The organism is Streptomyces sp. MS19 (assembly GCF_047200595.1).
Lineage (GTDB): Bacteria > Actinomycetota > Actinomycetes > Streptomycetales > Streptomycetaceae > Streptomyces.
In genome coordinates this window covers 165,022-188,043 of record NZ_JBJZOH010000003.1, presented here as the reverse complement: position 1 = coordinate 188,043, position 23,022 = coordinate 165,022, and the positions used below count along the sequence as shown (strand labels likewise).

Sequence of the window (23,022 nt, the reverse complement as noted above, 5' to 3'; positions counted from 1 at the left end):
GAGACGACCTTATCTCCGGAGGTATGCGTGTCCTGCCTGATCGTCCAGAGCGACAAGACCCTGCTGCTCGAAGTCGATCACGAGCGTGCCGAGGAGTGCCGCCGTGCCATCGCGCCGTTCGCCGAGCTGGAGCGGGCGCCCGAGCACATCCACACCTACCGCGTCACCCCCCTCGGGCTGTGGAACGCGCGCGCCGCCGGGCACGACGCCGAGCAGGTCGTGGACGCCCTCGTCACGTACTCGCGCTACCCCGTGCCGCAGGCGCTGCTGGTGGACGTCGCCGAGACGATGGCGCGCTACGGCCGCCTGTCCCTCGTCAAACACCCCGCGCACGGCCTCGTCCTCCAGACCACCGACCGGCCCGTGCTGGAGGAGGTGCTGCGCAGCAAGCGCATCCAGCCGCTGGTCGGCGCACGCGTGGACGCGGACACCGTCGTCGTGCACCCCTCCGAGCGCGGCCAGATCAAGCAGTCGCTGCTGCGGCTCGGCTGGCCCGCCGAGGACCTCGCCGGGTACGTGGACGGCGAGGCGCACCCCATAGACCTCAACGAGGACGGCTGGGCGCTGCGCCCGTACCAGCGGCAGGCCGTGGACGGTTTCTGGCACGGCGGGTCGGGCGTCGTCGTGCTGCCGTGCGGCGCGGGGAAGACGCTGGTGGGCGCGGGCGCGATGGCGCAGGCGCGGTCCACAACGCTGATCCTCGTCACCAACACCGTCTCCGCCAGGCAGTGGAAGTCCGAGCTGGTGAAGCGCACGTCGCTGACCGAGGACGAGATCGGCGAGTACAGCGGCACGCGCAAGGAGATCCGCCCGGTCACCATCGCGACGTACCAGGTCCTCACGACGAAGCGGAAGGGCGTCTACCCGCACCTGGAGCTGTTCGACTCGCGCGACTGGGGGCTGATCGTCTACGACGAGGTCCACCTGCTGCCCGCGCCCGTCTTCAAGTTCACCGCCGACCTCCAGGCGCGGCGGCGGCTCGGCCTGACGGCGACGCTGGTGCGCGAGGACGGGCGCGAGTCGGACGTCTTCTCCCTCATCGGGCCGAAACGATTCGACGCGCCGTGGAAGGAGATCGAGGCGCAGGGGTACATCGCGCCCGCCGACTGCGTCGAGGTCCGTGTGGACCTCACCGAGTCGGAGCGGCTCGCGTACGCCATGGCCGAGCCCGAGGACCGCTACCGCTTCTGCGCCACGACGGACGCCAAGCGCCGCATCACCGAGGCCCTGGTGGCGCGGCACGCGGGCCAGCAGACGCTCGTCATCGGCCAGTACATCGACCAGCTGGACGAGCTGGGCGAGCGGCTGGGCGTCCCGGTCATCAAGGGCGAGACGACGAACGCGCAGCGCGAGAAGCTGTTCGACGCGTTCCGCTCCGGGGAGGTGAACGTGCTGGTCGTCTCGAAGGTCGCGAACTTCTCCATCGACCTGCCCGAGGCGACGGTCGCCATCCAGGTGTCGGGCACGTTCGGGTCGCGGCAGGAGGAGGCGCAGCGGCTCGGCCGGGTGCTGCGGCCGAAGGCGGACGGGCACGAGGCGCGTTTCTACTCGGTGGTCGCGCGGGACACCATCGACCAGGACTTCGCCGCGCACCGGCAGCGCTTCCTCGCCGAGCAGGGGTACGCGTACCGGATCATGGACGCCTCCGAGATCGGGACCCGCGGCGAGGTGGACGAGGAGGGCCGGCGCGACGGCGTGTGACGCGCGGCGCTCAGTGCGCCGGGGGCGTGAGGAGGCGCGCGAGGTGGCGCGCGGATGCGTCCCAGGTCCACTCGCGGGCGACCCAGCGCCGCCCCGCCTCGCCCATGGCCTTCGCGCCGGGTGCGACGAGCAGCCGTACGACCGCGTCGGCCACGGCCCCGGTGTCCCGGCCGTCCACGACGGTGCCGGTGCGGCCGTCGAGCACGGCGTCCGGTGCCCCGCCGGAGTCGCCCGCGACGACGGGCAGACCGCCCGCCGCCGCCTCCAGGTAGACGATGCCGAGCCCCTCCGCCTCAAGACCGGCCCTGCGTGTGCGGCACGGCATGGCGAAGACGTCGGCGGCGGCGTACGCGGCGGGCGTCTCCGTGTGCCGGAGGCCGCCGGCGAGGACGACCGCGCCGCCGCCGTACGTGTCCGCGAGCCGCCGCAGCCGCCGTTCGTACGGCCCGGTGCCGACGAGGACGAGCGCCGCGTCGGGCACGGCGCGGCGTATCAGCGGCAGGGCCCGGACCAGCGTGTCCTGCCCCTTGCGCGGGACGAGGCGGGCGACGCACAGGACGATCCTGCGGCCGTGCAGCCCGTGGCGCGTGCGGAAGGCGTGCCCGGCCGCGGCCGCCGCGGGTCCCGGCCGGAACGCGTCCGCGTCCACGCCGGGCACCAGGCGGCTCAGGCGGGCGCGGGGGCCGAGGGCGGGGGCGATCCGGTCGCGGGTGTACGCGCCGAGGTATGTCACGACGTCCACGCTGTCGCCCACCCGGCGCAGCAGGGCGCGCGCCCCGGGAATCCTGGCCCACCAGATCTCGTGCCCGTGCGTGGTCGCGACGATCCGCCGGGCCCCGGCGCGGCGCAGGGCGGGCGCCATCGCGGCGAGGGGTGCTGCCGCGCCGAACCACACGCGGTCGCAGCCGTGGTCGCGCATCACCCGCAGGGCGCGCGCGGTGACGCGGCGGGTGGGCAGCAGCGTGCGGGAGGGGACGCGTATCACCGGGAACGGGAGGGTGGCGTCGAACGCCGCGGCGCCCGGCTCGGCCGAGGTGAGGACGACGACGTCGTCCGCGGGGAGGCGTGTCGCCATGGCGTGGACGAACGTCTCGATGCCGCCCTGCCGTGGGGGGAAGTCGTTGGTGACGATGAGGGTGGAACGCACGGGGCTGGCCTTTCGGAAGGGCGGGCGATGCGGGCCTGCGCGACGAGCAGCAGCGGCAGCGCGAAGTAGCCGAACCGCCCGGCGGGGGCGAGGAGGAACGCCAGACACAGCCCGGCAGCGAGGCGGTCGGCGGCGGCCAGGGCGTCGCGCGGTGGGTGGGTGACGAGGGAGGCGGCGACCACCGTGCCGCCGCAGGCAAGCAGCAGGACGGCCGTCCACCGGCCCGCCGTGCCGAGGTCGGCGAGCAGGCGGCCCGGCAGCGGGCTGGCGGCCGGGGTCGGCACGTCGGCGAGGCCGAGGGGGAAGGCGAGGACCTGTTCGGCCATGGCCCCGGGGGACAGCAGGGCGGACGGGAGGATCGCGGCCAGGGTTCCGGCCAGCCAGACGGCGGCGCAGCGCAGGGCGGCCCGGCGGTCCGCCGTCGCGGTGGCCAGTGCGGCGGCCACCGCGACGGCGGGCAGGGCGGTCCACTTGAGCGCGCAGGCGCAGGCCAGGGCGAGCCCGGCGGGGCCGGGGCGGCCACGCGCGACGAGGGCGAGGCCGAGCCAGCACAGCCCAGCCAGCGGAAGGTCCACACCGCTGACGCACAGGGGGAGCGCGACCAGCGGCGAGGCCACCAGGACGGCGAAGGCAGTACGGGCAGTGCGGGCAGTAGAGGCAGTGGGGGCGGCGTGGGCAGTGGGGACGGTTCTGGGAGCGGCACGGACGGCCAGACAGGCCAGCAGGGCGAGGGCGCACCAGAGCCGGGCGTCACCGAGGAGGCGGGCCGGGGCCGTACCGTCGTCGAGCAGCGCGGCGGGTATGCCGAAGACGGCCATGGCGGGGAGGTACGGGTTGTAGTCCGTCACCGCCTGGGCGTCGGCCAGATACGGCGTGCCGTGGTGCAGCAGCAGCGCGGCGGACCGTTCGATCACGGCCACCTCGCTCTGCGCACCGCCGGTCAGCGCGAGGACGGCGAACGGTACGGCCACGGCGCCCGTCACCGCCGCCGCGACGGAGAACGCGCGGGCACGGGGCCGGGGCAGGAAGCAGGCGGCGAGCGCCGCGACCCCGTAACCGAGCGTGGCGCTCATGCCCCAGGCGCGGTGCGGCGGGAGGGTGGAGACGGCGGCGGTGGCGGCCGCCCAGCAGGCGGCGGCCAGCCATCCGGCGACCCACAGGCCGCGCCGCCCGAGGAGCGGACGGACCCGGCGCGAGGGCGTTTCCACGTGGTGTTTCGGCACGTCCACCAGCGAACCCGGGAACGGGCGCGAGGTCATGACAGGCAGGTCGAGACCCCCTGGTCGGGTTTCCCCTACCGACAGGCGGGGGCGCGCCGACTAGGGTCGGCATGTCCTCCGGCGAACACGGAGAGGCACCGCAAGCCGAGCAGGGAGAGGCACACAGCATGTCCGCCACGGAGGCACCCGCCGTCCCGGACGGCACGGGCGTGCCGGCGTTCGCCGTCCGCGCGGCACTCGCCCGGCCACCGGTCCGCTTCCTGCTCTCCTCCTGGCCGCTGCGCTGCTGGGCCCACCTGGCGGGCGGCGCGCTGCTGGGCGTGGCGTCCCTGCTCACGCTGGTCGTGCTGGCGTTCACCGGGGGCGTGCTGGCCGTGGTCGGCGTGGGCCTGCTGCTGCTGGCGTGCACGGCGCTGCTGGGCATACCCGTCGCCGCCGTGGAACGGCGCAGACTGCGCCTGGTCGAGCCCACCACCCTCACCAGCCCGCACCGGCCCCCGCCACGCGCCGGGGCGTGGCGGCGGCTGCGCCACCGCTGGACCGAGCGTGCCACGTGGCGCGAGTTCGACTACCTGATCCTGCTCGGCGTCGTCTTCGCCGGGGCGGGGCTCGTCGTGCTCGCACTGCTCGCCCTGTCCTGCGCGTACGTCGTGAGCCCCTTGATCGTGTGGTCACTCGCCCCGGAGTCGGTGATGCTGATCCCGGGGCACGCCGTGCCCGGCCCCCTCGCCGCCGTGCCGTTCAGCGTCACGGGGGTGGCCGGTCTGGTCCTGTCCGCCTACGCGGCGGGCTGGCTGACCCTGGCGCAGGTACGCACCGCCTGGTTCCTGCTGTCCCCGCGCGAGGACCGGATGCGGGAACACGCCATCGAACTGACCCGTTCACGCGCCCGACTCGCCGACGCCTTCGCCGCCGAACGCCGCCGCATCGAACGCGACCTGCACGACGGCGCGCAGCAGCAGCTCGTCGCCCTCACCATGACTCTGGGCCTGGCCGAGGTCGAGCTGCGCGGCAGCGATCCCGAGGCAGCCGCCCTGGTCGCCCGGGGCCGCGAGGAGGCCGGACGCGCCCTGGAGCAGCTGCGTGACCTCGTGCGCGGCATCCACCCGCAGGTACTGACGGACCACGGGCTGGCCGCCGCCGTGGCGGAGGTGGCGCTGCGCACACCCGTCCCCGTCGCGGTGGACATCCGCCTGCCGCGTCGCCTGCCCGCGCCCGTGGAGACGACCGCGTACTTCGCGGTGCTCGAAGGGCTGGCCAACGCGGCGCGGCACAGCGGCGCCTCGCACGTCGGGGTGACGGGGCGGTTCGAGGGCGGCCGGCTCGTCCTGCTGGTCGAGGACGACGGCCGCGGCGGGGTCGATCCGGCGCGGGGCACGGGCCTGTCCGGGCTGGCGGACCGGCTGGCCGTCCTGGACGGGCGGCTGGTCGTCGAGAGCCCGGCCGGCGGCCCGACGCGGCTGCGGATGGAGGTGCCGTGCTCCGCGTAGTCATCGCCGAGGACGCCGTACTGCTGCGCGCCGGGCTGACGGAGATCCTGACCCGCGGCGGCCACGAGGTGGCCGCCGCCGTCGGGGACGCGACGGCGCTGGCCGAGGCCGTGGAGGCGCACCGGCCCGACGTGGTCATCACGGACGTGCGCATGCCGCCGGACTTCCGCGACGAAGGGCTCAGGGCGGCTCTCGACCTGCGCGCCAGGTACGACCCGCTGCCGGTCCTCGTGCTGTCCCAGTACGTCGCGACGGCGTACGCGACCCAGCTGCTCACCGGCGGCGGGCAGGCCGGGCTCGGCTACCTGCTCAAGGACCGGGTGGGCGAGGTGGGCGAGTTCCTCGACGCGCTGCGGAGGGTCGCGGAGGGGCGGACGGTGATCGACCCGGAGGTCGTCCGGGTGCTGCTCGGCCGGCGGACGGCCGCGACGCCGCTCGACCGCCTCACGCCGCGGGAGCGCGAGGTCCTGGGGCTGATGGCCGAGGGGTTCACCAACCAGGGCATCGCGCACCGGCTCCACGTGACCGAGGCCTCCGTGGTGAAGCACGCCGGGAACATCTTCATGAAGCTCGACCTCGACCCGGCCGAGGGCAATCGCCGCGTCCTCGCCGTCCTCGCCCACCTGCGCGGCGGACCGGACTGACGCGGACACCCCCCGGCCGCCGCCCCCGGCACATCGCCTCGCGGACGCCGGGCAGGGCGCGTTGCCCGCGACGCCCGGACTGGTCGCCCCGGACCGGGGGTCCGCCGCGACGGGCTGACGACAGGGCCGGGCAGGACGCCCCGCGTCCGGCGGGGTTCCGCCGGCGGCCGGAAGGGCGTACCAGGGCCTGATCCGTTCAGCGGCGGTGGCGGACCAGGCCGGGCTCCTCGTCGACACGGCCGAGTACGGCGACCTCGACGGCCGTCCCGGCCAGCACGCGGGCGGCACGCAGGGCGCCGCCCAGCAGGTGCCGGGTCCGCCTGACGGCGATCCGGCCGGTGGTCGTGGTGGCGTGTGCGGTGATGCTGCTCATGCCGTCCAGACTGCCGTCCGCCCTGGTCAGCGGGCATCGCCCGCGGGGCCGAGCACGCCCCCGAACCTTTCGGGGGTCCCACGGGCCAGCCCCCTAGGGTCTGTCCGGCGGATCTTGTCGCGGCTCACGGCGTCGGATGCGGTGCATCGCAAGGCGCCGGATCGCAGCTCATACCCGGCCGTATTCGCGCGATTCGGCAACGCAGCGAGGTGCCGTAGCCGGCGTCGTGAGACAGGCAAGATCCGCCGGACAGACCCTAGGGGGTTGTCCCCATGGCCACGTGGACCGGTGGGCCGGCCGCCCGTCGGTGCGGGCGGCGCCCTGCCCCGCGGGGGACAAATGATTTGCGCCCGGGGAAGCCCCCGCCCTAAGCTCCCGTGCTTCCCCTCCTGCGGCGCCACCGCCCGGCAGGAGTCGGCCGGACGGAAACCGGCCGGCGAGTCCGCTCCCACGGACGTACCCGCCCTGATCCATCCGCCGGAGGCACCGCCATGTCCTCTCCCGCCCCACCCCCCACACCCGCCACGTCCCCGGGCGGCCCGGACGACGGCGCCGCCTCGCCGCTCGCCACCGAACAGGCCCATCTCGCCGCCTCGCGGGCGGCCCTGCGCGCCATGCGCGCGGAGACCGAGGCCCTCGACATTTCCGACGTCGCCGCGAACTGGGTCAACGCCGAGGTCCTCGCGGCCGAGATCGAGCAGCGCATCAAGGCGCTGGCCGACCTGTCCGGGACCCCCCTCTTCTTCGGCCGCCTCGACTTCGAGCACCCCCTCGACGGAAGAGACGGCAGCGGCGAGCACGGGCACCGCTTCTACATCGGCCGCCGCCACGTCCACGACGGGAACGGCGACCCGATGGTCATCGACTGGCGCGCGCCGGTCTCGCAGCCGTTCTACCGCGCGACGAAGAAGGACCCGCAGGACGTCGCGCTGCGCCGCCGCTTCGGCTACGACGGCGGCGAGCTGACCGCCTACGAGGACGAGCACCTCACCGACCCGGCCGAGGCCGAGCAGGCGAGCGAACTGCTCCAGCGCGAGATCGAGAAGCCGCGCGTCGGCCCGATGCGCGACATCGTCGCGACCATCCAGCCCGAGCAGGACGAACTGGTCCGCGCCCCGCTCTCCGGCACCGTCTGCGTCCAGGGGGCGCCCGGCACGGGGAAGACCGCCGTGGGCCTGCACCGCGTCGCCTTTCTGCTGTACGCGCACCGGGAGCGGCTGGCACGCAGCGGAACGCTCGTGATCGGCCCGAACAGGTCGTTCCTGCGGTACATCGAGCAGGTCCTGCCGACCCTGGGCGAGCTGGAGGTCAAGCAGGCCACCGTCGGTGAACTCGTCGGCCGGGTCGAGGTGCGCGGCACCGACGACGCGGTGGCCGCCGGGATCAAGGGCGACGCGCGGATGGCGGAGGTACTGCGGCGGGCCGTGCGCGCCGGGGTGCGGATGCCGGAGGAGGGCATCGTCGTGGTGCGCGGCTCGCGCCGCTGGCGCGTGAGCGCGGGGCAGCTGACCGAGCTGGTCCGCGAACTCCTCGACCGGGACATCCGGTACGGCGCGGCGCGCGAGGCGCTCCCGCAGCGGATCGCGCACACCGTCCTGGTCCAGATGGAGCGGGCGGGCGAGGCGCCGGACGACCGCGTGCAGAACGCGGTGGCGCGCATGCCCGTCGTGAAGGCGCTGGTGAAGGACGTCCTGCCGCCGGTGGACCCGGCGAAGCTGGTGATGCGGCTGCTGTCGGACGCGGATTTCCTCGCCGCGCAGGCGGACGGTGTCCTGGACGCCGGGGAGCAGCGCGCGATCCTGTGGGAGCGCCCGCCACGCGGCCTGCGGTCCGTCCGCTGGTCGGCGGCCGACGCCGTGCTGATCGACGAGGCGCACGACCTGGTGGAGCGCACCGGCTCGCTCGGCCACGTGGTGCTGGACGAGGCGCAGGATTTGTCGCCGATGCAGTACCGCGCGGTGGGGCGGCGGTGCAGCACGGGCTCGGCGACGATCCTCGGCGACATCGCGCAGGGGACGACGCCCTGGGCCACGGACAGCTGGGAGTCCGCGCTCACGCACCTGGGGAAGGCGGACGGGCAGGTCGAGGAGCTGACGACGGGCTTCCGCGTGCCGCGCGCCGTCATCGCGTACGCCTCGCGGCTGCTGCCCGCGATCGCGCCGGGGCTGAAGGAGGCGACCTCGATCCGTGACGCGGCCGGGTCGTTCGAGATCCGGCCCGTGCCGGGGGACGCCGGGGACGAGGCCGTGGTGGCGGCGTGCCGCGAGGCGCTGGAGCGCGAGGGCTCGATCGGCCTCATCGCGGCCGACGGGCGGCTGCCCGCGCTGGCCGGGGCGCTGACGGCGGCCGGTCTGCCGTTCCTCGCGCCGGGCGACGAGACGTCCACCGGATCGCGGCTGACGCTGGTGCCCTCCTCGCTCGCTAAGGGCCTGGAGTACGACTACGTCGTGCTGGACGAGCCGGCGGCCGTCGTCGCCGGTGAGCCGGACCACCGCACCGGGCTGCGCCGCCTGTACGTCTGCCTCACACGTGCCGTCTCGGGCCTGACCATCACCCACACCCAACCGCTGCCCGCCGAACTGGGCTGAGCCCACGCCGCCCGGCCGCCCGCACCGGTCCGGCGCCGCCGCGCGCCGGACCGGGCGGCACCACCGCGACAGCGCCCGCCACCGCTTCCCCCGACCGTCCATCGCCCTCACCCTCCCCGTCACCGACCGGGACCCCCTCGGCCACCGCTCAGTCACCGAGTGTGACAGACCCCACTGACAATCGGCCTCGCCACCGCCCCGCGAGCGGGCGGAACCGGGCACCCTCTGCCACCAACTCACCTTCTCCAGAGAGGAGTTACGGCCCTCCTGCCTCGTATCCGGCAGCCCCTTCCAGCCTGAGAGGGCAGCAAGCCCCGGGGAGGGAAGGTGCTCGTCGAACTGGTCGGCCTCCCCTGCGGCCCGGCCGCGGGCCACGCGGGGGGCGCCCCTCGGTACAGCACCGCCTCGTACCACTCCGCCGACGGAACGCGCCAGGTCGCCGTGAGCTGGACGGACCGGGGCGGCGACGCCGACGACGTGGCCCTCGACATGGTGACGACGACCCTCTGCCCGGCCTGGGTCGTGTCGTCCGGATCTTGGCGGATCGGTCCGCGTCGCCGGACGCCGTGCGTCGCAAACGCGGCGAGGCGCGGCGACCGGCGGCGCGCGCCAGGCATGATCCGGACGACACGGCCTGGCCAGGAGGCGTCAAACCCCGGTGGTCGAGCCGGGGCGGACGATCATCAGCACCACGACGACCGCCCACAGCAGGTTGAAGAGCCCGGTGGACATGGCCAGGCGGCTGTTCACCGCGCCCGCCCCCGCATCCGCCGGACCGCCCCCGGCCACCGACTCCACCGAGGCCATGACCCGCCGCTGCCCCGGCACGACGGACAGCCCGAGCACGGCGGCGGCCAGTGCGGTCAGCGCGATCGACGCGACGAGCCAGGCATCGGTGAGCACCCCCATGTGGAGGGCCGTCGCGAAGCCGAAGACCGGCACCGTGACGGCCGCCACCGCGTAGCCGCCGCATATCCGGTGCAGGAGGGCGGCGGCCCCGGCGGACCCGGGCTGCCGCGCGTAGCGCGGGAAGAGCGACGCGGCGACGGCGATCGGGCCGATGGCGAGGATCGCGGCGAGGACGTGGACGGACAGCAGCAGCTTGGTCATGACCCGGCTCCGGTGGACGCGCTGGATATGTTGGCCACCAATGCATAGCACGCCAAGATATCCGACGTGTAGGCTGCCTACCCATGAAGGCAGACGCGGTACGGGGCCACCTCGACGGTGTGCTGCTGGCCGTCCTCGAAGCGGGCCCGCTGCACGGCTACGCGATCATCACCGCCGTCCAGCGCCGCAGCGGCGGCGCCCTGGAGCTGCGCACCGGCACGATCTACCCCGCCCTCAGCAGGCTGGAGCGGACGGGCCTGCTGCGCGGCAGCTGGGAGTCGTCGGGCGAACGGCGGCGGCGCAGCTACGCGCTGACGGACGCCGGGCGCCGCCGCCTCGCCGACGAGCGCACGGCGTGGCGGGAGTTCACGGCCGTCATCGGCTCGGTCCTGAACCCGGCGCCCCCGGCGGCGGGGGACACCGTATGACCGCCGCCACCGGGCCGCGCGACCCGGTGGACGACTACGCGACGGCCCTCGCGTCCGCGCTCCACGGCCCGGCCCGCGCCAAGGCCCGCCTGGTGGCGGAGATACGCGGCGGCCTCTCCGACGCCGTCGCCGCCCGTACGCGCGACGGCGTGCCGTACGGGACGGCCACCCGCGCGGCCGTCCGCGAGTTCGGCACCCCGGGCGAACTGGTCCCCGACTGCCAGCGCGAACTGACCCTCGCCCAGACCCGCCACACCGCCAGGACGGCTGCCCTCACCGTGCCCGTCCTGCTGCTGTGCTGGCTGCTCACGGGTACGGACGCGGGCTTCCCGCGCACACTGGCCGTCCACCTGGTGGCCGCCTCCGCGTCCGTGGCACTGCTCGCCGCCGCCGCACTGCCCGTCACGGGGTCCCTGGCACGCACCCTGCCCGTCCCGCACCGGCTCCCCCTCGCCGTCGCCTGGACCGGCAGCGCTGCCGCCGTGACCATGGGCGTCGCCTGCCTGGCCCTCGCCCTGGTGTCCGCACTCGCCACGGACTGGCGGCTCACCGCCCTGGCCTGCGCACTGGCCGCCACCTCGCACGCGGTCCTGGCGTCATCGGCCCGCGCATGCCGCCGTTGCGCCCGCCTCACACCGCCCGAGGGCGCCGAGGCGGTGTCTGACACATAGCGCCGTCCGCCGCCGTCCAGGAGGGATGTGCCCGACAGGGCCTAGGCTCGGTGCCCGTGCCTCCCACGCCCACCCCGGCCGCCTATCCCCGGGCGCTGCTCCTGCTGACCGCCGCCACTGGCGCCGTCGACGCGGTCAGCTTCCTGGCGCTCGACCGGGTGTTCACCGGGAACATGACCGGAAACGTCGTGCTGCTCGGCTTCGGCCTCGTCGGCGCGTACGGGCTGCCCGTGCTCCAGCCGCTCATCGCCCTCGCCGCCTTCGCGGCGGGCGCCGCCCTCACCGCCAGGCTCCTGCGCCCAACGCGCGACAGCGGTACGCCGGACACCACCCCCCGGCTGCCCCGCGCGGCACTGCTCGTCCTGTACGCCGAACTCTGCGCGGCGGTCGCCCTCACGGCGCTCTGGCCCGTACTCGGCGATTCCCCCGGCGGGACCACGCAGGCGCTGCTCACTGCCCTGCTGGCCCTGATGATGGGCGCCCAGGCAGCCGCCGTACGCCCCGTGGGCCTGCCGGACCTCAGCACCGTCGTCATCACGTCCACGCTGGTGACCCTCGTCTCCCCCGGCGCGCGCGACGCGGCACCGCGCCAGACCGGCGCCCTGGTCGCGATGCTGGGCGGCGCGGCCCTTGGCGCCCTCGCCGTGGTCCACGCGCACACCGCGATCGCCATGGCCGGGGTCTGCGCCGCACTGGCCGCCGCACTCGCCGTGCTGCACCACGCGCGCGCCACATAACGCACCCCCCATATAACGGATTGGCATCGGCCGCGCGAGAATGACCCCATGGCCGCCACACCCGACCCCGCCACGCCCGAGCCCGCCCCGGACGACGCGCTGCTGCGGCGCTTCACCGCCCTCCCGGGGAACGGGGGCCCCGCGGGCGCCCGCCTCGGCCGCGAACTCCTCGCCCGCTGGGCCGAGCCCCACCGCCGCTACCACACCACCGCCCACCTCGCCGCCGTCCTCGGACACCTCGACGAGCTGGCGGGACACCCGGCGGAGCCCGTCGCCGTCGAACTCGCCGCCTGGTTCCACGACGCCGTCTACGACCCGTACTCCCCGGACAACGAGGAGATGAGCGCCCGCCTCGCCGAGGAGCTGCTGGGCGGCGGCCCCCGCGCCACCGAGGTCGCCCGCCTCGTCCGCCTCACCGCGGGCCACGACCCCGACCCCGACGACCGCAACGGCGCCGCCCTGTGCGACGCCGACCTCGCCGTCCTGGCGGGCACACCGGAGCGGTACGCGGTCTACGCCGCCGAGGTCAGGCAGGAGTACGCGTACGTGGACGACGACGCGTTCCGCGAGGGGCGCGCCGACGTCCTGCGCCGCCTGCTCGCGCTGCCCGCCCTCTTCCACACCCCGTACGCCGCCGAGCACTGGGAGCGGGCGGCGCGCTTCAATCTGCGAGCCGAGCTGGAGCTTCTGGCCGTGTGACGGGCAGCCCGGCGGCGATCACGACCGACCGGCGCACGCCCCGCGCCTGCAACCACGCGCCCCCGAAGGCGGCGAGCACCATCAGCGCGCCCACCCACGCCGTCCAGGCGTAGCCGAGCCCGCCGCTGATCACCAGGCCACCGGCCCAGGGGCCCAGCGCGTTGCCGGTGTTGAACGCCGAGGTGGCCGTGGCGCCCGCGAGGGTGGGCGCTCCGGCGCCCGCCACCTCGAAGATCCGCGCGTTGAGCCCCGGCGCGCACAGGAAGCAGGCGAAGCCGAGCAGGCCGGACAGGATGACGATCGCGACGGCCGTCTCGGCCGTCAGCGCGGCGAGCACCAGCACGCCGAACGCCGCCAGCAGGCCCGTGTACAGCGTGCCGAACATGTGCGCGTCGGCGAGCCGCCCGCCCAGCACCGTTCCGCCGAACGCGCCGACGCCGTACAGCACCAGCACCGCGGGCACCCAGCCCTCGTCGAGCCCGGCGACATCGGTCAGCAGCGGCGCGAGGTAGGAGAAGAAGCAGAACGTGCCCGCCGCGAACAGCGCGATCGTCACACTGGCGAGCCACACCTGCGGGTCGCGGTAGACGCGCGCCTCCTGCCGCAGCGGCATCCGGGCCTCGGCGGGCCCCGCCGGGGTCGCGGGTACGAGGAGCAGCACGCCGGCCAGGCCGAGCAGCGCCAGGACGCCCACCGCCCAGAAGGCCGAGCGCCAGCCGAGGCTCTGCCCGAGCACGGCCCCGGCGGGGACGCCCGTGACGTTCGCGACGCTCAGGCCGCCGATCATGACGGCCATGGCGCGCGCCCGCGCGTCGCGGGGCACCAGCGAGACGGCGACGGCCGCGCCGACCGCCCAGAACCCGGCGCACGCCAGCGCGCTCACGACGCGGCAGACGAACAGCACGCCGTACCCGGGCGCCAGCGCGCCGACGACATGCCCGGCCGCGAAGACGGCGAGCAGCCCGACGAGCGTCAGCCGCCGCGGGAGCCGCTGCGTCGCCGCGGCGAGGACGGGGGCGCCGACGATCATGCCGATCGCGAAGGCGGATATCAGCAGACCGGCGGTGGGTATGGAGACGTCGAGGTCGTCGGCCATCTCGGGCAGCAGCCCGGACAACATGAACTCCGAGGTCCCCAGAGCGAATACGGCGGCACCGAGGACGTAGACGGCGAGGGGCAGGCGGGTCGTCCGCTCGGGGGCGGGGGATGCTGGGGTAACGGCCACTCGCGTCCGAACGCCCCGCGCCCCGCCGTCCATTCCCGGCACCGGGTGATTCCGGACACGTGCCGCCCGCCGTGGGCGCGCGTTCACAGCCAGCCCGCGCGCGTCAGCACGGCGCGCGCGATGTCGGTGACGGGCCCGGTGGAGGGGACGGTGAGGTCGGTGGTGCCGGACGCGGCGATGATGGCGTCCAGTTCGCCTGAGCGGTCCAGGTGCCAGCGCAGCGCGTCCTCGTCGCCCTGGTGCCGCGCCCGCAACCGCTCGTGGATCACTGGGAGTCCGACGGCGAGGCGGCACACGGTCAGCGGCACGCCGAGCGCGTCGGTGACGGCGCGGCGTCCCGCCGCGTCCTCGATGACGCCCGCCAGGACGAGGCGTACGGCCCCGGCGGCGCGGGCGTTGCGCGTCACGTCGCGCAGGTTGCGCAGCAGCAGCGCGCCGTTGAACGGGTCGCCGGGCGGCGCGGGCCAGGCGCGGCACAGCCAGTCCAGGTCGAGGACGGCGTGCGGGACGCCCGTCTCGGCCAGCAGCTCGCCCGCGGTGTCGGCCACCGAGGTCTTGCCCGCGCCCACGGTGCCGTTGAGGAACAGTGCGGCGGGCATGCCGTCGTGCGGTGTGCTCATACGACCGATGCTAGGGAGCGTCGCCCGGCCCGTCCGCCGGATTTCCCCGGTGGCGCTTGCGGCGGCGCAGCCCGGCGGCGGTGAGGCGCGCGACCAGTTCACGGCTCGGGGCGGGGACGGCGCCGAGCCGCAGCGCGTCGGCGTACCGGTCGGCGGGGATGTCGTAGTGGTCCCGCTCGAAGGCGCGCGGCGGGGCGCCCAGGCGCGCGGCGAAGGCGTGCAGTTCGCCGTACGACGCGTCGCTGACCAGATGCGACCACAGCCGCCCGTGGCCGGGCCAGGTGGGCGGGTCGATGTACACCGTCATCCGGCCACCCCGTTCACCCCCGCGCGCCCGCTCACTCGCGCGCCTCGGCCAGCGACCCAAGGGGGGCGACCGTGCGCCCGGTGATGCCGCAGACCCAGCGCGGGTCCTCGCCCAGCTCGGGTTCCAGGTCGAGCATGTGCGGCTCGGCGCGCGGGTCGGTGTCGCAGTGCGGGCAGACCGGCCAGCGGCCGCGCCGCTCCAGCAGCGCGTCCTGCACGTCCTGCGCGAGCAGCCCCGGCACGAAGACAGCGCCTTCCGGCCACTGGTCCGACCACCAACGGCGATGCGACACTGCTGCCTCCAGCAAGGAGACCTCCTCCGGCCCCGCCAGCCCGTCCGCCGCCAGATCCGCCAGCACCAGGGCCCTGCCCCGGTGGATGGCCCCTTCCGCAGTCGGCTCGTCCATACGGACCATTGCAGCAGAGTCGGGCCGAAATCACCCACTCGTGTCCAGCGGCGGCCTTGACGGGGCGTCAGGTTCGAAAATATGTTTCATCTGTGAGGATCGCGATGAAGGAAAATTTCGCCCGCCGGGCCGGCCGACCACGGTCCGTCGCCGTCCCGCCCCGCCCCGCGCCGCCCGAACCCGCCGCGCTCGCCGCCAAGGTCCGCACGATGGCGCCCTCCATGACCCGTTCCATGCAGCGCGTGGCCGAGACGGTCGCGGGCGACCCGGCGGGCTGCGCCGCGCTCACCGTCACCGGCCTCGCCGAACGGACCGGCACCAGCGAGGCCACCGTGGTCCGCACCGCCCGCCTCCTCGGCTACCCCGGCTACCGCGACCTGCGGCTCGCCCTCGCCGGACTGGCCGCCCAGCAGGCCTCGGGCGCCGCCCCCGCCGTCACCGCCGACATCTCCGTGGACGACCCGTTAAGCGATGTCGTCGCCAAGCTGACGCAGGACGAGCGGCAGACCCTCACCGACACGGCGGGCTCCCTCGACCTCGTGCAGCTCGAAGCGGCCGTCAGCGCGCTGGCCACCGCCCGGCGCGTGGACGTCTACGGCACGGGCGCCTCCTCCCTCGTCGCCCAGGACCTCGCCCAGAAGCTGCTGCGCATCGGCCTCATCGCCCACGCGCACTCCGATCCCCACCTCGCCGTCACCAACGCCGTGCAGCTGCGCGCGGGTGACGTCGCGATCGCCATCACCCACTCGGGCCGCACGGTGGACGTCATCGAACCGCTCCAGGCCGCCTTCGACCACGGCGCGACCACGGTGGCCGTCACCGGCCGCCCGGACGGCGAGGTGACGCACTACGCGGACCACGTCCTCACCACCTCCACGGCACGCGAGAGCGAGCTGCGCCCCGCCGCGATGTCCAGCAGGACGAGCCAGCTGCTCGTCGTGGACTGCCTGTTCATCGGCGTCGCGCAGCGGACGTACGAGTCGGCGGCGCCCGCGCTGCACGCGAGCTACGAGGCGCTCGCCCACCGCCACACCCCCCGCGAACGGTAGAGAACCGGCAGAACCGACAGAAACGGTAGAAACGGCAGAAACGGCACCCGCACGGCCACCGCCTCCCGCACAGAGAGAGCCGCCCGATGTCCACCGACTTCGAGTCGCTGACCACGGAAGCCCACCGATCCGACCTCTCCGACATCGACCGCCGCAGCACACTCGACATCGTCCGCCTGATGAACGCCGAGGACGCCCTCGTCCCCGCCGCCGTCGCCGGTCAGCTCCCCCTGATCGCGGCGGCCATCGACGCGGCGGCGGCCCGCATGGCGCGCGGCGGCCGGCTGCTGTACCTGGGGGCGGGTACGGCCGGCCGCCTCGGCGTCCTCGACGCCAGCGAGTGCCCGCCGACCTTCAACACCGACCCGGGTGAGGTCATCGGGCTGATCGCGGGCGGCCCCGCCGCCATGTCGGAGGCGGTCGAGGGGGCGGAGGACAGCCGGGCGCTGGCCGCCGCCGACCTCGACGGCCTCGGCCTCACCCCGGACGACATCGTCGTGGGCATCTCCGCCTCGGGGCGCACGCCGTACGCGGTCGGCGCGGTCGAGCACGCGCGCGCCCGGGGCGCGCTCACCATCGGCCTGTCGTGCAACGCGGGCTCGCCCCTGGCGGCCGCCGCCGAGCACGGCATCGAGGTCGTCGTCGGCCCCGAGCTGATCGCCGGCTCCACCCGCCTCAAGGCGGGCACGGCCCAGAAGCTCGTCCTCAACATGATCTCGACCATCAGCATGATCAGGCTCGGCAAGACGTACGGGAACCTGATGGTCGACGTCCGCGCCTCCAACGAGAAGCTGCGCGCCCGCTCGCGCCGCATCGTCCAGCTGGCGACCGGCGCGGCGGACGCCGAGGTCGAGGCCGCGCTGACCGCCACGGACGGCGAGGTGAAGCACGCGATCCTGACGATCCTCGGCCACGTGGACGCGCCCACCGCCGGGCGGCTCCTCACCGCGTCGCACGGCCACCTGCGGGCCGCCCTGGAGCAGGCCCACGGTGCCTGACACCCCGCCCCCGGCCGAACCGCCCGCCGCCGGGCTCGCCCCCGGCACGGTCGCCGCGTGCGAGCGCTGACCGACGGCACCCACCTCGTCCTTCAAGCTGCCGCACACCCCCGCGATGACCTACGAACGCGGCCTCCTCACCGGCGAGGCCGCCTTCTTCCGCGCGGCGGGCGAGGGCTTCCTGCTGATGACCGAGTGCCCCGGCACCTCCTGGGCCGAGGCGGGCCACGGCCTGACGCCGGGCGAACGGGCCGCGCTCCGCCGCGGACTCGGCGCCACCGTCGCCAGGCTCCACCGCGTGACGGGCCCACGCTTCGGCTACCCGGGCGCCCGACGCCGAGCGGTACGGCGCCGCGCTGCCCGTGCCCCCGCCCGCGTCCGCGACCTCGCCGACGCCGCGGCCCCCGCCCTGGACGAGGTGACGACGCCCGCGCTCGTCCACCTCGACCTGGGGAAAGGCGACATCCTGCTGCACCGGGGCCGCGTCGGGGCCGTCATCGACGGCGAGCGCATGTCCTGGGGCGACCCGCCGGCCGACTTCGCGTCCCTCACCCTGCTGTCCCCGCCCGTACCCGACGCGGACCTGCTCGCCGGGTACGCGGCGGAGGGCGGCCGTACGGACTTCGACGCCCCGGCCCGCACGCGGATGGCGTGCCCCGCGCCTACCCGCCGGAGCGCCTGGAGTGGGCGCGGCGCGCGGTGACGCCCCGCCCCGTCACCGCGTGAGGATGTCGGTGGCCCGGTGGCCGGGCGGGACCCCGTCGATCAGCACGACGGGTCCCGCCACGCCGGACCGCCGCAGCGGCAGGATCTCCCGGTAGGCGTCCGACGCGTACCACGCCTCGGCCCGCGCACGGTCGGGGAAGGCGATCACGACCAGGTCCCCCGGCCACTCGCCCTCCAGCACCGTCGGCGGATCGCCGTGGACGAGGTAGCGCCCGCCGAAGGGCGCGAGCGTCGCGTCGATGCCCTCCAGGTAGCGGACGACCCCCTCCTGCGGCCCGGCGGCGCGCAGCAGGGCGACCGCGTAGGCCGTCACGCCGGGACCTTGTCGAGGAAGCCGAGCACGTCCACGAGGCGCCCGTCGCCGTCCAGCGTCACCACGTCGAAGCCGATCACCAGCGGCTCCTCCCCCGCCGGGCCGAGGCCCCACCGGAAGCGGGCCTGCGCGTGGTGGCCGTCCACCTCGCCGACGAGCGTGAAGACGAGGCCGGGGAACTGCTCCTGCACCGCGCCGATGGTCGCGCTGATGGCCTCGGGGCCCGCCGCGTCGGCCAGCGGGTCGGTGTAACGGCCCTGTGGGGCCCAGGACTTCTCCAGCAGCGCCAGGCGGGCGGCGGGGTCCGTCGCGTTCCATAGGGACAGGTAGGTCTCGGCGATGCCGGAGTAGTTCGTCATGTGGTTCGTCATGGCCACGAGCTTCGCCGGGGCGGGTAGGGGCGGCAATTACCCCGGAGGTCATGGCCGCCGCCACGCGCCGCGTGCGAGTCTGGCCGCATGACCACCGTCTCCGCGCCCGCCCCGGTGGGCCCCCTGCTGCGCGAGTGGCGCACGCGCCGCCGCGTCAGCCAGCTCGACCTGTCCCTGGAGGCGGGCATCTCCGCCCGGCACCTCAGCTTCCTGGAGACCGGCCGCTCCCGGCCCAGCCGCGAGATGGTGCTGCGGCTCGCCGAGACGCTGGAGGTCCCGCCGCGCGAGCAGAACGGGCTGCTGGTCGCCGCCGGGTTCGCGCCGGTGTACGGGGAGCGGACGCTCGACGACCCGGACCTCGCGCCGTTCAGCGCCGGGATCGACCGCGTGCTGGCGGCGTACGAGCCGTACCCCGGCCTCGTCGTGGACCGGGGGTGGAACATCCTGCGGGCCAACGCGGGCGTCGCCCGGCTCACCGACGGCGTCGCCCCGCACCTGCTGGAGCGGCCCAACGCGCTGCGCCTCAGCCTCCACCCGGAGGGCCTGGCGCCGCGCATCCTGAACCTCGGCGAGTGGCGGCACCACGTGCTGACCGGCCTGGCGAGGGAGGCGGCGTCGAGCGGCTCGGCGGTGCTGCGGGAGCTGCACGACGAACTGGCGGCCTACCCGGGCGGCACGGCGCACCCGGCGGGGCCGCAGGAGGTGGCGGTGACGCTGCGGGTGGCGTCGGACGCCGGGCCGCTGGCGTTCGTCACGATGGTCACGACCTTCGGCACCGCGCTCGACCTGACGGCGGCCGAGCTGAGCATCGAGGCGTTCCTCCCGGCCGACGCGGCCACCGCCGCCGCACTGGCGGGTGGCGGCGGCTGACCGCACGTCAGAGGGCGTCGGCCGCCCGCTGCCACGTGCCGGGCAGCAGGGCCCGCGCGGCGTCGAGCCCGGCGGGGCTGCGGGCCGCCGCCAGGACGACGCGCGACCCGGCCGTGCACAGCAGCGTGTCCTCGCCCGCCAGGTAGTACCGCCCGCCGGGGTGGGCGAGGGCGAGCGGCGTGCAGTGGGTGTCGAGGGCGGTCCGCGCGGGGTCGTCGGGGTCGAGCAGCACGTCATGGTGCGCGTCGGGCCAGGTGGTCACCCACTGCCAGAGCACGAGGTCGAGGAACGCGGTGGACACCCGGTCGAGGTACGGATGCCAGCCGTCCTGCTCGCCGCCCTCGACGACCGGCGGGTCGTCCTGGTCGAGGTCGGCGACGCGGATGCCGAGCGCCGCGTCCGGGGTGCCGTCGCGGTGGAGGACGAGGACGCCCGCGTCGTCACCGGCGCCGACGCCGTCGTGCAGCCGCAGTTCGCCCGGCGGCACCAGGACGGCCGTCACCTCGCCCGTCAGGTCCTCCCGGCCGCCGAGCAGCGCGTAGCCCTCGCGCAGGGCGGCGGGCAGCGGGACGCCGAGGCGCGCGGCGGCGGTGTCCATCACGTACGCGTCCCAGCCCGGCTGGTGGTCCACCGGGAGCACGGGCGCCCACTCGCGCGTGAAGCGGTCGAGGAACGTCCAGGCGGCCGTCCTGTCCCGCAGCGCGGCGGCCACGTCGCCCGCGAGGTCGAAGGGGTCCGCTTCGGGTACGGCACCTGGCACGGCGGCGTCGCGTTCGTCCGTCACCCGGGCAGACTACGCGGCGGCACCGACAGCGGCGGCCACGCCAGGACGCGGCGAGGGCCCGCCCCGGGCGGCGTGCGCCACCCGGAACGGGCCCTCGTCAGCGCGGCTGTGCGAGCCGGTGCTGTGCGAGCCGGTGGAGGGGACTTCTCAGAAGTCCATGCCCCCGCCCATGCCCGCGGCGTCGGCACCGGCGCCCGCGGCGGCCTTCTCCGGCTTGTCCGCGATGACGGCCTCGGTGGTGAGGAACAGCGCGGCGATGGAGGCGGCGTTCTGCAACGCGGAGCGCGTGACCTTGGCCGGGTCGATGATGCCCTCGGCCAGCAGGTCCACGTACTCGCCGGTCGCGGCGTTGAGGCCGTGGCCCGGGGTCAGGTTGCGCACCTTCTCGACGACGACGCCGCCCTCAAGGCCGGCGTTGACCGCGATCTGCTTCAGCGGGGCCTCCAGGGCCAGCTTCACAGCGGCGGCACCGGTGGCCTCGTCACCCGTCAGGTCCAGCTTCTCGAAGACCGAGGCGGCCTGGAGCAGGGCCACGCCGCCACCGGCGACGATGCCCTCCTCGACGGCGGCCTTGGCGTTGCGCACCGCGTCCTCGATGCGGTGCTTGCGCTCCTTCAGCTCGACCTCGGTGGCGGCACCGGCCTTGATGACGGCCACGCCGCCGGCCAGCTTCGCCAGGCGCTCCTGGAGCTTCTCGCGGTCGTAGTCCGAGTCCGAGTTCTCGATCTCGGCGCGGATCTGGTTGACCCGGCCCTGGACCTGGTCGCTGTCGCCGGCACCGTCGACGATGGTGGTCTCGTCCTTGGTGATGACGACCTTGCGGGCGCGGCCGAGCAGGTCGAGGGTCGCGTTCTCCAGCTTGAGGCCGACCTCCTCGGAGATGACCTGGCCACCGGTGAGGATGGCGATGTCGCCGAGCATGGCCTTGCGGCGGTCGCCGAAGCCGGGGGCCTTGACCGCGACGGACTTGAAGGTGCCGCGGATCTTGTTGACCACCAGGGTGGACAGGGCCTCGCCCTCGACGTCCTCGGCGATGATCAGCAGGGGCTTGCCCGACTGCATGACCTTCTCCAGCAGCGGAAGGAGGTCCTTCACGTTGCTGATCTTGGAGTTGACGATGAGGATGTACGGGTCCTCCAGCTCGGCCTCCATGCGCTCCATGTCGGTCGCGAAGTAGGCGGAGATGTAGCCCTTGTCGAAGCGCATGCCCTCGGTGAGCTCCAGCTCAAGACCGAAGGTCTGGGACTCCTCGACGGTGATGACGCCTTCCTTGCCGACCTTGTCCATCGCCTCGGCGATCAGCTCGCCGATCTGCGTGTCACCGGCCGAGATGGAGGCGGTGGAGGCGATCTGCTCCTTGGTCTCGACCTCCTTGGCCTGGCCGAGCAGGGCCTCGGAGACCTTCTCCACGGCGGCCTCGATGCCCCGCTTCAGGGCCATCGGGTTGGCGCCCGCCGCGACGTTGCGCAGGCCCTCGCGGACGAGCGCCTGGGCCAGCACGGTCGCCGTGGTCGTGCCGTCACCGGCCACGTCGTCCGTCTTCTTGGCGACCTCCTTGACGAGCTCGGCGCCGATCTTCTCGTAGGCGTCCTCAAGCTCGATCTCCTTGGCGATCGACACACCGTCGTTGGTGATGGTGGGGGCGCCCCACTTCTTCTCCAGCACGACGTTCCGGCCCTTGGGGCCGAGCGTGACCTTGACGGCGTCGGCGAGCTGGTTCATCCCGCGCTCAAGGCCGCGCCGCGCCTCCTCGTTGAACGCGATGATCTTGGCCATGTGAAGTGGTCCTCCCAGAACAGGGGTGGATTGCGCCGGACCGCGCTGGTGCCCGCGACGGACGGCCCAGGGCCCGCGGTTCCTTGCCCCGCCTGGCCGCCGGACCTCACCGAACCGGTCCTTGCTGTCACTCTCACCTCTAGAGTGCTAACCCCATGATTAGCACTCTCCCCCGGCGAGTGCAAACCCCCTGGGGGGTGACACGCACCAGGGCCCGCACCCCTGTCCGGGATGCGGGCCCTGGTCGTGGCGCTCGCGGTGCGGTCGGCGGTTCAGACGGTCACCCGGACCATGTCGGCCTGAGGACCCTTCTGACCCTGAGAGATCTCGAACTCGACCCGCTGTCCTTCTTCCAGAGTGCGGTAGCCGTCCATCTGGATCGCGCTGTAGTGGACGAACACGTCCGCACCACCGTCTACCGCGATGAAGCCGTAGCCCTTCTCCGCGTTGAACCACTTGACGGTGCCCTGAGCCATTTCCTAACTCCCCATTTGTGCCGGCCCATTCACGAGACCGCACTCCGCGGGCCCGGGTCAGACCTGTCAGACCCCACCCCCCGGCCGTGTGGGGGTGTGCGCCGGAACGCGTGACCGCCGCTGAATGTATCTGCACGGACGCCCAGCGCAACAGGCCATTCGAGGGAGATTTCTTGAGACCACGATCCGGGCAAACGCCGCACAGGGGAAGGTAGTTGGACCATCCCCCCGGGCCCAAAAGTGCCAACCCGACAATTGGTGCACCAATTTTCGGCACGAGATTTGCGCGATGT

25 protein-coding genes are annotated in these 23,022 nt (G+C 74.6%); 12 read left to right on the top strand and 13 right to left on the bottom strand.

Annotated features, from left to right (window positions below; translation table 11 throughout):
- Window positions 1-27: 27 nt before the first annotated feature.
- Window positions 28-1,701 carry a DNA repair helicase XPB gene (locus ACL02R_RS04950; RefSeq protein ID WP_412795601.1) on the top strand — a complete coding sequence of 558 codons (1,674 nt, stop codon included), beginning with the start codon at window positions 28-30 and terminating at the stop codon, window positions 1,699-1,701.
- Between the two features lie 10 nt (window positions 1,702-1,711).
- On the opposite strand, the gene ACL02R_RS04945 is transcribed toward ACL02R_RS04950, so the two are convergent.
- Both ACL02R_RS04945 and ACL02R_RS04940 read right to left on the bottom strand, forming a co-directional pair.
- Entirely contained in the window at window positions 1,712-2,776 is a 1,065-nt protein-coding gene (locus ACL02R_RS04945; protein ID WP_412795600.1) for a glycosyltransferase family 4 protein, read from the bottom strand.
- On the bottom strand, window positions 2,683-4,071 hold the full coding sequence (locus tag ACL02R_RS04940; RefSeq protein WP_412795599.1) for a glycosyltransferase 87 family protein: 1,389 nt from the start codon (window positions 4,069-4,071) through the stop codon (window positions 2,683-2,685). The genes ACL02R_RS04945 and ACL02R_RS04940 overlap by 94 nt, the downstream gene beginning before the upstream one ends.
- A 164-nt stretch (window positions 4,072-4,235) precedes the next feature.
- Here ACL02R_RS04940 and ACL02R_RS04935 point away from each other — a divergent pair, with 164 nt between their 5' ends.
- Together ACL02R_RS04935 and ACL02R_RS04930 are read left to right on the top strand one after the other, a co-directional pair.
- Window positions 4,236-5,558, top strand: coding sequence for a sensor histidine kinase (locus tag ACL02R_RS04935; RefSeq protein WP_412795598.1), 1,323 nt, complete (start codon window positions 4,236-4,238; stop codon window positions 5,556-5,558).
- The gene (locus tag ACL02R_RS04930; RefSeq protein WP_412795597.1) at window positions 5,546-6,202 is read left to right on the top strand and encodes a response regulator; all 657 of its coding nucleotides are present in this window, start codon (window positions 5,546-5,548) and stop codon (window positions 6,200-6,202) included. Before ACL02R_RS04935 ends, ACL02R_RS04930 begins: the two co-directional genes overlap by 13 nt.
- A gap of 196 nt (window positions 6,203-6,398) precedes the next feature.
- Here the strand turns inward: ACL02R_RS04930 and ACL02R_RS04925 are convergent, their stop codons facing one another.
- The gene (locus tag ACL02R_RS04925) at window positions 6,399-6,575 is read right to left on the bottom strand and encodes a hypothetical protein (protein WP_412795596.1); all 177 of its coding nucleotides are present in this window, start codon (window positions 6,573-6,575) and stop codon (window positions 6,399-6,401) included.
- Window positions 6,576-7,066: 491 nt separating this feature from the next.
- Between ACL02R_RS04925 and ACL02R_RS04920 the strand changes: the two genes are divergently transcribed.
- Window positions 7,067-9,163, top strand: a complete 2,097-nt coding sequence (locus ACL02R_RS04920; protein WP_412795595.1) for a HelD family protein — start codon at window positions 7,067-7,069, stop codon at window positions 9,161-9,163.
- Window positions 9,164-9,811: 648 nt separating this feature from the next.
- On the opposite strand, the gene ACL02R_RS04915 is transcribed toward ACL02R_RS04920, so the two are convergent.
- On the bottom strand, window positions 9,812-10,273 hold the full coding sequence (locus ACL02R_RS04915) for a hypothetical protein (RefSeq protein WP_412795594.1): 462 nt from the start codon (window positions 10,271-10,273) through the stop codon (window positions 9,812-9,814).
- An 83-nt stretch (window positions 10,274-10,356) separates the two neighbouring features.
- Here ACL02R_RS04915 and ACL02R_RS04910 point away from each other — a divergent pair, with 83 nt between their 5' ends.
- Genes ACL02R_RS04910 through ACL02R_RS04895 form a run of 4 tightly spaced genes read left to right on the top strand, consistent with a single transcriptional unit; the run spans window position 10,357 to window position 12,808 of the window.
- Window positions 10,357-10,701, top strand: coding sequence for a PadR family transcriptional regulator (locus tag ACL02R_RS04910; RefSeq protein WP_412795593.1), 345 nt, complete (start codon window positions 10,357-10,359; stop codon window positions 10,699-10,701).
- Window positions 10,698-11,372 carry a permease prefix domain 1-containing protein gene (locus ACL02R_RS04905; RefSeq protein WP_412795592.1) on the top strand — a complete coding sequence of 225 codons (675 nt, stop codon included), beginning with the start codon at window positions 10,698-10,700 and terminating at the stop codon, window positions 11,370-11,372. The genes ACL02R_RS04910 and ACL02R_RS04905 overlap by 4 nt, the downstream gene beginning before the upstream one ends.
- Before the next feature lie 56 nt (window positions 11,373-11,428).
- A complete protein-coding gene (locus tag ACL02R_RS04900) occupies window positions 11,429-12,109 on the top strand; it encodes a YoaK family protein (RefSeq protein WP_412795591.1) in 681 nt (226 codons plus the stop codon).
- 48 nt (window positions 12,110-12,157) lie between these two features.
- Window positions 12,158-12,808, top strand: a complete 651-nt coding sequence (locus ACL02R_RS04895) for a metal-dependent phosphohydrolase (protein ID WP_412795590.1) — start codon at window positions 12,158-12,160, stop codon at window positions 12,806-12,808.
- On the opposite strand, the gene ACL02R_RS04890 is transcribed toward ACL02R_RS04895, so the two are convergent.
- The 4 genes from ACL02R_RS04890 to ACL02R_RS04875 all read right to left on the bottom strand — a co-directional run bounded on the left by ACL02R_RS04890 (window position 12,771) and on the right by ACL02R_RS04875 (window position 15,366).
- The gene (locus ACL02R_RS04890) at window positions 12,771-13,988 is read right to left on the bottom strand and encodes a Cmx/CmrA family chloramphenicol efflux MFS transporter (protein WP_412795707.1); all 1,218 of its coding nucleotides are present in this window, start codon (window positions 13,986-13,988) and stop codon (window positions 12,771-12,773) included. The two genes, ACL02R_RS04895 and ACL02R_RS04890, sit on opposite strands and share 38 nt — an antisense overlap.
- A 128-nt stretch (window positions 13,989-14,116) precedes the next feature.
- Window positions 14,117-14,653: a hypothetical protein gene (locus ACL02R_RS04885; RefSeq protein ID WP_412795589.1), complete on the bottom strand. Its 537-nt coding sequence runs from the start codon at window positions 14,651-14,653 to the stop codon at window positions 14,117-14,119.
- A 10-nt stretch (window positions 14,654-14,663) separates the two neighbouring features.
- On the bottom strand, window positions 14,664-14,960 hold the full coding sequence (locus ACL02R_RS04880; RefSeq protein ID WP_362961405.1) for a DUF4031 domain-containing protein: 297 nt from the start codon (window positions 14,958-14,960) through the stop codon (window positions 14,664-14,666).
- Window positions 14,961-14,991: 31 nt separating this feature from the next.
- Window positions 14,992-15,366 carry a hypothetical protein gene (locus tag ACL02R_RS04875; RefSeq protein WP_362961403.1) on the bottom strand — a complete coding sequence of 125 codons (375 nt, stop codon included), beginning with the start codon at window positions 15,364-15,366 and terminating at the stop codon, window positions 14,992-14,994.
- A 104-nt stretch (window positions 15,367-15,470) separates the two neighbouring features.
- Between ACL02R_RS04875 and ACL02R_RS04870 the strand changes: the two genes are divergently transcribed.
- From ACL02R_RS04870 to ACL02R_RS04860, 3 genes are all read left to right on the top strand, one after another.
- Entirely contained in the window at window positions 15,471-16,415 is a 945-nt protein-coding gene (locus tag ACL02R_RS04870; RefSeq protein ID WP_412795588.1) for a MurR/RpiR family transcriptional regulator, read from the top strand.
- An 86-nt stretch (window positions 16,416-16,501) separates the two neighbouring features.
- Window positions 16,502-17,413 (top strand): N-acetylmuramic acid 6-phosphate etherase, encoded by a 912-nt coding sequence (murQ, locus tag ACL02R_RS04865; RefSeq protein ID WP_412795587.1) that lies wholly within the window; start codon window positions 16,502-16,504, stop codon window positions 17,411-17,413.
- Window positions 17,414-17,528: 115 nt separating this feature from the next.
- A complete protein-coding gene (locus ACL02R_RS04860) occupies window positions 17,529-18,116 on the top strand; it encodes a phosphotransferase family protein (protein WP_412795586.1) in 588 nt (195 codons plus the stop codon).
- Window positions 18,117-18,128: 12 nt separating this feature from the next.
- Here ACL02R_RS04860 and ACL02R_RS04855 read toward each other — a convergent pair whose 3' ends face one another.
- A complete protein-coding gene (locus ACL02R_RS04855) occupies window positions 18,129-18,452 on the bottom strand; it encodes a DUF1330 domain-containing protein (protein WP_412795585.1) in 324 nt (107 codons plus the stop codon).
- Window positions 18,449-18,823, bottom strand: coding sequence for a nuclear transport factor 2 family protein (locus ACL02R_RS04850; RefSeq protein ID WP_412795584.1), 375 nt, complete (start codon window positions 18,821-18,823; stop codon window positions 18,449-18,451). The genes ACL02R_RS04855 and ACL02R_RS04850 overlap by 4 nt, the downstream gene beginning before the upstream one ends.
- Before the next feature lie 87 nt (window positions 18,824-18,910).
- On the opposite strand from ACL02R_RS04850, the gene ACL02R_RS04845 reads away from it, so the two are divergent.
- Window positions 18,911-19,693: a helix-turn-helix domain-containing protein gene (locus ACL02R_RS04845; RefSeq protein WP_412795583.1), complete on the top strand. Its 783-nt coding sequence runs from the start codon at window positions 18,911-18,913 to the stop codon at window positions 19,691-19,693.
- Between the two features lie 7 nt (window positions 19,694-19,700).
- Here ACL02R_RS04845 and ACL02R_RS04840 read toward each other — a convergent pair whose 3' ends face one another.
- The 3 genes from ACL02R_RS04840 to ACL02R_RS04830 form a co-directional block, all read right to left on the bottom strand.
- Window positions 19,701-20,477, bottom strand: a complete 777-nt coding sequence (locus ACL02R_RS04840; RefSeq protein WP_412795582.1) for a hypothetical protein — start codon at window positions 20,475-20,477, stop codon at window positions 19,701-19,703.
- 147 nt (window positions 20,478-20,624) lie between these two features.
- Entirely contained in the window at window positions 20,625-22,253 is a 1,629-nt protein-coding gene (gene groL / locus ACL02R_RS04835) for a chaperonin GroEL (protein WP_412795581.1), read from the bottom strand.
- 272 nt (window positions 22,254-22,525) lie between these two features.
- A complete protein-coding gene (locus ACL02R_RS04830; RefSeq protein ID WP_362961383.1) occupies window positions 22,526-22,729 on the bottom strand; it encodes a cold-shock protein in 204 nt (67 codons plus the stop codon).
- Between the last annotated feature and the right edge of the window lie 293 nt (window positions 22,730-23,022).